The organism is Cupriavidus sp. 01T418 (assembly GCF_056398885.1).
The window spans coordinates 1-652 of the sequence record NZ_JBFTQG010000149.1 but is presented as its reverse complement, the minus strand read 5'-3'; the positions used below and the strand labels follow the sequence as shown (position 1 = coordinate 652).

The following is a 652-nucleotide window of genomic DNA, read 5'->3' as shown; positions in this document are numbered from 1 at the left end:
GAGCAGGGACAGCTCGCTCAGGCTGAGGCCGGGCCGCTGCTCGCGCAGGCGGCGGGCGTAGGCCAGATTGGCTTCCCCGTCCCGGCGCGGCACGGCGTCGCGAATGGCGGCCAGTTCCACGGAGAGCGCCTTGAAGGYCGGCTCGCGGCGCAGATGGCTTTCCGTGGCGCCCGAGAGCAGGGACAGCTCGCTCAGGCTGAGGCCGGGCCGCTGCTTGCGCAGGCGGCGGGCGTAGGCCAGATTGGCTTCCCCGTCCAGGCGCGGCACGGCGTCGCGAATGGCGGCCAGTTCCACGGAGAGCGCCTTGAAGGCCGGCTCGCGGCGCAGATGGGTTTCCAAAGTGCCCGAGAGCAGGGACAGCTCGCTCAGGCTGAGGCCGGGCCGCTGCTCGCGCAGGCGGCGGGCGTAGGCCTGACTGGCTTCGCTATCCTGCCGCGGCACGGCGTCGCGAATGGCGGCCAGTTCCACGGAGAGCGTCTTGAAGGCCGACGCGCAGCGCAGATGGCTTTCCAAGGCGCCCGAGAGCAGGGACAGCTCGCTCAGGCTGAGGCCGGGCCGCTGCTCGCGCAGGCGGCGGGCGTAGGCCAGACTGGCTTCCCCGTCCCGGCGCGGCACGGCGTCGCGAATGGCGGCCAGTTCCACGGAGAGCGCC

The 652-nt window shown here is 73.0% G+C and carries 1 protein-coding gene; it reads right to left on the bottom strand.

Features of this window, described 5'->3' with window-relative positions:
• Positions 1–652, bottom strand: a 652-nt coding sequence (locus AC1DQ3_RS36645) for a hypothetical protein (RefSeq protein WP_477124968.1), incomplete at both ends; no start/stop codon positions are given.